The organism is Sulfuricurvum sp., assembly GCF_019163035.1.
GTDB lineage: Bacteria > Campylobacterota > Campylobacteria > Campylobacterales > Sulfurimonadaceae > Sulfuricurvum.
The window spans coordinates 1-7515 of sequence record NZ_JAFLKV010000068.1 but is presented as its reverse complement, the minus strand read 5'-3'; the positions used below and the strand labels follow the sequence as shown (position 1 = coordinate 7515).

At 37.6% G+C, this 7515-nt stretch carries 7 protein-coding genes; all 7 read right to left on the bottom strand.

Annotation, left to right across the window (positions count from 1 at the left end; all coding sequences use genetic code 11):
- Nucleotides 1-1424 (bottom strand): polysaccharide biosynthesis protein (locus tag JZU62_RS05530; RefSeq protein ID WP_295012701.1); only part of this gene is annotated, 1424 nt, incomplete at its 3' end.
- A gap of 3 nt (nt 1425-1427) precedes the next feature.
- Nucleotides 1428-3539, bottom strand: coding sequence for an STT3 domain-containing protein (locus tag JZU62_RS05525; protein WP_295012699.1), 2112 nt, complete (start codon nt 3537-3539; stop codon nt 1428-1430).
- A 70-nt stretch (nt 3540-3609) separates the two neighbouring features.
- Nucleotides 3610-4176, bottom strand: a complete 567-nt coding sequence (locus tag JZU62_RS05520) for a sugar transferase (RefSeq protein ID WP_295012697.1) — start codon at nt 4174-4176, stop codon at nt 3610-3612.
- Entirely contained in the window at nt 4166-5026 is an 861-nt protein-coding gene (locus JZU62_RS05515; RefSeq protein WP_295012695.1) for an NAD-dependent epimerase/dehydratase family protein, read from the bottom strand. The genes JZU62_RS05520 and JZU62_RS05515 overlap by 11 nt, the downstream gene beginning before the upstream one ends.
- Complete coding sequence (locus JZU62_RS05510; RefSeq protein WP_295012694.1) at nt 5023-5850, bottom strand: glycosyltransferase; 828 nt, start codon at nt 5848-5850, stop codon at nt 5023-5025. The genes JZU62_RS05515 and JZU62_RS05510 overlap by 4 nt, the downstream gene beginning before the upstream one ends.
- A complete protein-coding gene (locus tag JZU62_RS05505) occupies nt 5840-6922 on the bottom strand; it encodes a glycosyltransferase family 4 protein (RefSeq protein ID WP_295012692.1) in 1083 nt (360 codons plus the stop codon). The genes JZU62_RS05510 and JZU62_RS05505 overlap by 11 nt, the downstream gene beginning before the upstream one ends.
- The coding region (locus JZU62_RS05500) for a glycosyltransferase (protein WP_295012690.1) at nt 6919-7515 on the bottom strand (597 nt) is incomplete at its 5' end. The genes JZU62_RS05505 and JZU62_RS05500, both read right to left, overlap by 4 nt.

Sequence of the window (7515 nt, the reverse complement as noted above, 5' to 3'; positions counted from 1 at the left end):
TCGGGATGGGTGAGGGTGATGGGACCGCCCGTTTCGATTTGGGATTTGAATTTTGGGATAACACTGCCGCTGGAACCGAGAACATTTCCAAATCGGACGGCTACGATCTCACTGTTGCGTGGATCGACATTCTGAGCATAAAGTTCTACGATTCGCTTGGTCGTACCCATAACGTTGGTCGGACGAACCGCTTTGTCGGTGGAGATGATGACGATTTTAGCGACGTTATGCTCGATTGCGCTGTCGATGACATTACGACTGCCGATGACGTTGTTCATGATCGCCGTTTGGATGTTTGCCTCGCAAAGGGGGACGTGCTTATAGGCGGCGGCATGGATGACAATATCGGGAGAACCGTTTTGTATGATTTCGTTCAATCTCTGTTTATCGATGATATTGCACAGATGGAGGAAGGCTGAGGGGATTTTCTCACCGATTTGGTAGAGATTGTATTCGCTGTGATCGATCAAAATAAGATTCTTTGCCCCGAAACGGTAGCACTGCAACGCAATCTCGCTTCCGATACTCCCCCCCGCACCGGTAATAAGGACATTTTTCCCTTCTATAAAGTTTTCAACAGTCTGGGTATCAAGATCTTTGGGGTGACGAGCCAGTAGTTCTTCAACTGATAAGGAGGTAATAGACTCTTTTCCATCGGATAGGAGTGTTGAGCGCTTGATATCGGTAATCCCTGAATTAGAGAGAAGTTTATAAGCGAGTTGTAAATACTCGCTCGGGAGTGAACCATCAATAATAGCGGCTGATATTTGTTTAGAGTCGATTAAAAAAGGAATTTCAGTGGTACCGGATATTTTTATATTTTGTATAGTGGAGCTGATCATATTGTGATTTTTCTCTTGAATAGCAATTATTCCTATCGGATAATAGTCATTTGAACTGTCACTTTCCACCATACTTTTGATCAGATTAGCGGTATTTGCGGATATCCCCACAATGAGTGTCGGTTTGTGTGTATCGCTTTTAGATGATTCCATGGTAAGTCGTTTGGATAGCCTTAGGGCTCCAACTAAAGCAAGGGATAAAACCATATCTATACCGATTACACTACGAGGCATGGGGATAAAAAGAGGTGTGCTGAGTAAGTAAAGAACAAAAAAAGCGATAACTACTAAAATATGAGCAAAGAAGAGTTGCTTAGCGTCATGTAAACCAAAAAAGCGCCAAGTCATATGATAAATTCCAAAGAGATAAAAACTTCCCCATTTTAATAACACAAGAGTAAAGAATACACTATAAAATTTAGACATATGCTCTATGGGAATGTTAAAATCAAAACGGAGTGAATAGGCAAAGTGGAGAGATACGAAAAAAAGGATAAAATCGACACCTAAAAAAAAGAGAAGTCTCTTTGTAAAGCTAGGACTTAATAAATCAAAACTTTTCTCTTTTTTAGTTAATAGCATAGTTTATATTTTCAGTTTATAAATTTTTGCCATTGGACTCAATATTACAGGTTGAAAAAGATTTCTGTCATACTGTTCTAGTACAAACATTTGGATGTAGGTAGAGTTGAAGAAGTAATCATCCATGACTAAGAACTGACCATAACTTGCCATATATATGACAGTTAAGCCATCGGACGCAAAGTTCTGTCGGTTGATTTGTAGTTTTTTGTTTGGATCGTATCCGACTTGATAAAATGCTTTGATAGGCATACTCTGAGCACCCATTTTTAAGGTGCTGGTGGCTTTTATAATAGAGACCCCCTGCCCAAGTTCAATGCTCGCTCCAGTATCTTGTCCGCCGTGGGATACAAAGAAAAAATGAGAGGGTTTTTTTTCTGTTCCATTTAAATCAAGATTACTAAAAAGTGATACGGTTGGGAAGATATCCAGCATTCTTAGAGGTAAAAACAAGAATGCGTCTCGTGATTTTTGAGGAGTTTTGTATTCAGGAAGAGATAGTGCATTTATAAAATCATTTGGATCTCTAAAGCCTTCTTTACTCAGCATATATTCAAAATCATTGGCAGTTTTATTTTTATCATTAAAACCTTGCTCGGTGTATTCGGTATAGAGGCGCATCATATGAGCCGCTGATGCCGAATCTTGTGCCGTTAAAACAAAAGCGGTGGGAAAATTGACGTCTCCACTGTGCTTGCCTCCATCAACCCATGTTTTAACATCGGCATAGTAGCGGATAGGGTAACCGTAATCCCACCACGAAATGACATAATCTTCTCGTGCGGCAATTTTACGAAGTTCATCTAATACTAGAACTTCCTGATCAATAAAAACAGTTGGTGTCATATATTCACGAATATGGGTATAGTTGGGATATAAAGCAGCGAGGGTGAAAATAAATAGGGAAAGATATCGAAGCCAAGATTTTTTAATTCGTTGAGTCGTCCATAACAGAAGGTATGCAAATCCGATTGCCATCATTGGAACGGCATAAATGGTAAAACGTAATCCTGCAAACATAGCAATAAATCCCAAACCGACAAGAGGAAGTGTGACGAGGAGTGGGCGATAAGCAATAAGTGCCATTCCATAGCCGATACATGCCAGTATAAAGGTGATAGTATGTCCGCTGATTCGCTCAGCAAAAACAGTAAAAGGTATTTGTCCTGCTTCACGAACCGTAGACATTACGTTATAGTAATGAAGCGATGATGCTATAGTATTTTCACTTCCGTTGGTAAAAAAATAGATTTTGATATGAAACCATATTGGATCAATTCCTCCGGTAAAAAAGTAGATTCCGATAATAACGGCAAAAAGAGGCCAAAAAAGTTTGATTGACAGTTCTTTTTTAAAATGGAAGAGGGCAAAGATGAGGACTGCTAATCCGATTTTAGCAACAATAGGTACAGCGAGAATTCCGATCAAGATAAATAAAGCAATTTTATAAAAATAAATATTTTTTCGATCAAAAATAATGGTATAGCCAAGAATCATCAAAAGCAATGCTGTATCTAACGCATAAGCCTGTGGGTACCACCATTGGTAGAGGGCAATAGATATAGTTATGGGGATAAGGTATCGGTTGCGTTGATGCGTAAGAGCGAGAATCAGCGAGTACATTTCCAAAACGGGAAAGACAATGTTCAGCATATCGGTATCATAGTAACCGCTCATCGTTCGATTGTAGTAGCTGTTGGCTATAGAGCCGATCAGCGCGGCTATGAATCCCATAGTGGTTTGATTTAAAGCACGACCGATCAATATAAGGGGAATGACGATTAAGGAGCCGAGAAATGATGGCATATAAAGGATGAGTGTTTCAAAGCTGATAGGAAGTATTTTAGCGAGTACCGCCGTAAGTTGAGACATGGCAGTATCGATAGGGGATAAATCATTTTTTTCATGATGACCTTGGAGGATATCACGAGCACCTTCTGCATAATAATAGCCATCATTGTTACTGATCATTAGTTCATTATTCCAGTGAACTTGCGGTTGGGCATTAAACTCGTTGACCCAGATAAAACGGAGGGATACGGAAAAGAGATAAGCTAAGGTGACTAAAATGAGTAAGGTCGTTAAAGAGGTGCGTTCTTCGCGTAGTTTTAGCATAATCGGGTTGCTCCGTGTTTTAGTGGGTGTATTTTAGCTGAAAGGGCACTCTTTATCAATAATTTAAAGTTTAGTGGGTTACACCCTCTTTTTTAACTACTTTTAAAAATGTCAAAAGAATGATTTTAAGATCAAAGAGAAATGAATGCCGTTGTAAATATTCGGTATCAAGGGCTACTTTTTGAGGAATCGGCAGTTCATCCCGTCCGTTTATCTGCGCCCATCCGGTTAATCCAGGAGTAAGAACATGAACCCCTGTCGCAGTTCGTTGTGAAATGAGATCGTCTTGGTTGAACAAAGCTGGACGGGGTCCTACAAAACTCATATCTCCTTTTAAAATACTCCAAAGTTGCGGAAGTTCATCAAGACTGCTTTTTCGTAAAAAGGAACCGATGGGGGTCAGCAGTGCATTAGGGTCATTCAGCAGGTGGGTAGCCACCGCTGGAGTATCGACCCACATACTTCGAAATTTTGGCATTAGAAAAAGAGTGTTATTCTTGCCGACCCGCTGAGACCAGTACAATATCGGGCCTTTTGAAGTGATGCGAACCATCAATGCCACGATGACAAAAGGGATTAATAAAATAAGTGCGGCAATAGAGGAGAGAAAAAGGTCAAAAAGTCGTTTAAATGTCATAGTGTTCGCCTTGTATCATATTTTTTATCCCCTCTTCTGTAGAGTACGGGTTACGAAATCCCAGCTGTTCTTTCGTCAGCGTATTATCGATGAGTAAATTACCAAAGAGTCGTTGATGGAAAGAGGGTTTAATGAATTTTAGTAGATACTCGAAGAGAGGAATATGTATTAAATAGAGTTTTTTTCCTAATGCACGACCAATGGTCCGAATGAAATCACTTGTCGAGAGGGCGGTGTCATCGTTCGCTAAAAAGATCCCGCCTTTTTGGTGTTCTATGATGTGTGTGATTAAAGCGCATAGATTGCCGATATAAACCATGCTTCGTTGATTTTCTGTATTACCGAATGGTAGAATCGGCATTTTTTGGATGAGGGTGATTAAGCTTTTTATATTGGCTTTGACACCTGCCCCGTATACAATTGGTGTGCGAATAATCGACACCATAAAATTTTTGTCACCCAATTTTTGGAGCTCTTGTTCCGCGTGTAGCTTGCTTCTTCCGTAATCGTCCTGAGGATGGCATGGGGTGGTTTCACTATAAACGGTATTGGTCTCTTCGCCGTATACTTTGACCGTACTCATGAAAACGAATTGTTTAACACCGGCGGCTTTGGCTTTTTTGGCTAGATCAAGTGTTCGTGTAACATTAATCTGTTCATATGCTTCGGAAGGGGCACCATTCATCTGATGGACGAGTGCGGCTAGATGGAGAACGGTGTCAATACCGGATAAATTCAAAGTATCGATATTGCTATTGTGGAATGAAAAAGGGATAATATCTTGTGATGCAGTGTATCGGGTAAAATGGGCTCCGATAAACCCAGTTGCTCCCGTGAGAAGTATTTTCACGTTTTTCTCCAGCCTAATTGATGAAGTGTTTGTTGATTTTTATTTTTTCGGAAAGGGTCAAAAAACCATCCATACTTATTAAAGTAGCTAAAAACTGAGCGTATAAAAATTAATAATAGTTTAAAACTGCGGTGCGATCCGCGTTGATATTCATGATAGATGGAAACATCAGGATAAAGAATAGTTTTTGAGACCGTCCCGATTCTTCGGGAAAGATCAGCATCTTCTAGATACATGAAAAATCGCTCATCAAATCCTCCCGTTTCTTTGATAGTATTGGTTCGCAAAAACATAAAGCAACCTGATATAAATGGAATTTCTACAGCGGATGAGTAATCAAAAAAAGTGAGTTCGTAACGTCGATTGAGTTTATTCAAATAGCCTTTGATAGGGATAAAACGTCTGGCAAATAGATCCCATGGAGTCGGAAGTAAGCGAGCAATATACTGAGTTTTTCCATTGGGATATAAAACCTTTGGCATTAGTAGTCCTACATCTTCATGTACATGCATATATTCTGTGATTTTTTCCAGAACACCATAATCGAAATAAACATCGGGGTTAAGAATAAGATGATATGTAACACCTTGAGAGATTGATAGGTTTAGAGCAAGATTATGTGCGGCGCCAAATCCAGGATTAGATGGATTATGGATATAGACGATCCGTTTATCGGAGGAAGATAATATTTTAAGAATATCTGTCGGAGAATTATCAATGAGATAGAGCTTGACATTGTATGAAGTGCTCAAAAAGCTGTCAATTGCTTTTTGGATCATAAATATAGGGTTATTATACAGGACGATAGAAGCATTAATATGCATAATCTAAAGCCTTTATTAATTGATCAGTAGATTTAGCCCATGAAAAATCTTGTGCCATTTTTTGAGCGTTTATGGATAAATAATTGCGTAACTCTTTATCTCCCACAAGTCTGATAATATTTTCTTGAAGCTTACTAATATCTTTTGGTTTATACATTAAACAGTTTTCATTGGGAACCGCATATTCATTAACGCCGCCGGCATCAGTTAGAACTACACTGCAACCACAGGCCATGGCTTCTAAAGGAGGCAATCCAAAACCTTCCCACCATGAGGTAGAAACAAAAATATGAGATTTGTTCATATAGTACGCTATTTCATGGTCATTTTTGGGCTTTATAAGCTGCATTCCAGTTATATCAAATTCTGATAAATTATCATGAGAAATCAAATAGATATTATCAATGTGTAACGTAGATTGGATGTTGTTGAGTGCATGTATAAAATCTATAAAGCCTTTCCATGGATGTTTTCTAGCTACTATGCAAATGTTGATTTTATTTTCTTCGCGGGTATTTTGATTGTAGAAAATAGTATGATTTAAAGCAGGATGGACAAGGTTGAAGAATATTTTTTTTGTTTTTAGAATTTCACTAAATTTGTCATAGGTATAGATTGAGTTAAATAGATATTTCACATTGTAGTGGTACGACAGCTTGGTTAAAATTTTATAGATTATGAGAAATATTTTATGTTTCAAAACTAATAAATCGTCATATATCGCATAATCATCTGCTTGGATAAATCGATACACCTTATTGTGTTTAGTTAGTGGAATAAAAATTGACATTATGGGGTCGGTAAAAATTAAAAGCTCATTTTTGTAAGTTTTATTAAGGTAGTTAAAAAGGTGAAAAAGATTGAATAACTTATGTATTTTACTGTTTTTATAAGTTCCTATAGGGATAAAGGTAATCTTTTTGGAGATATTGAAGGTATTGGTTTCTTCGGAATTTTTTGGATACACAATATCTATATTTATATTACGAGTAACCAGTTCATTGGAAAGTTCAAGGATAACTCTATTTCCACCACCTGTTTTAATTGAGGGTAAAATAAAGACGATTTTCATATTTGAACTTTTTTAATATAATGTTTAAGTATTCTATATATTTTCATTACAATTGCATGAAAAGGGTAATATTCTTTAGTGATTGTATAATATTCATCAATAATCGTTTTCCCTGATACGGCAGATACTCCCCCATCTAAATATATAGATATTAAGATAGGGGTATACAAGGCAGATGCTCCATTATGTCTTGCTTTTAAATACTGTTCATAGTCAGCAGCGATTTTATATCGTACATCAAATGGATAATCTTGTAGCCAGCGTCTTTTTACAAACACTGATTGATGACAAAAAGGAATTTTTTGTTTTTCAGAAAAATTCTTAACCTTAATAATCGTTTGCTTTCCAGTTACTTCATTTTCTAGTACGTGATCTCCATAAATGTAATCATATTGCTGCTCGAAAGGTAAGGCTTGGATAACATTATTATCAAAAAATACATCCCCCGCATTCATAAAGTTAATCCAATTTCCTCTCGCAATCTTGGTTCCTTTATTCATGGCATCATAGATACCTTCGTCTTTTTCACTAATCCAATAATTTATTTTGTCTTTATATTTATGGATAATATCAAGTGTCCCATCGGTACTTCC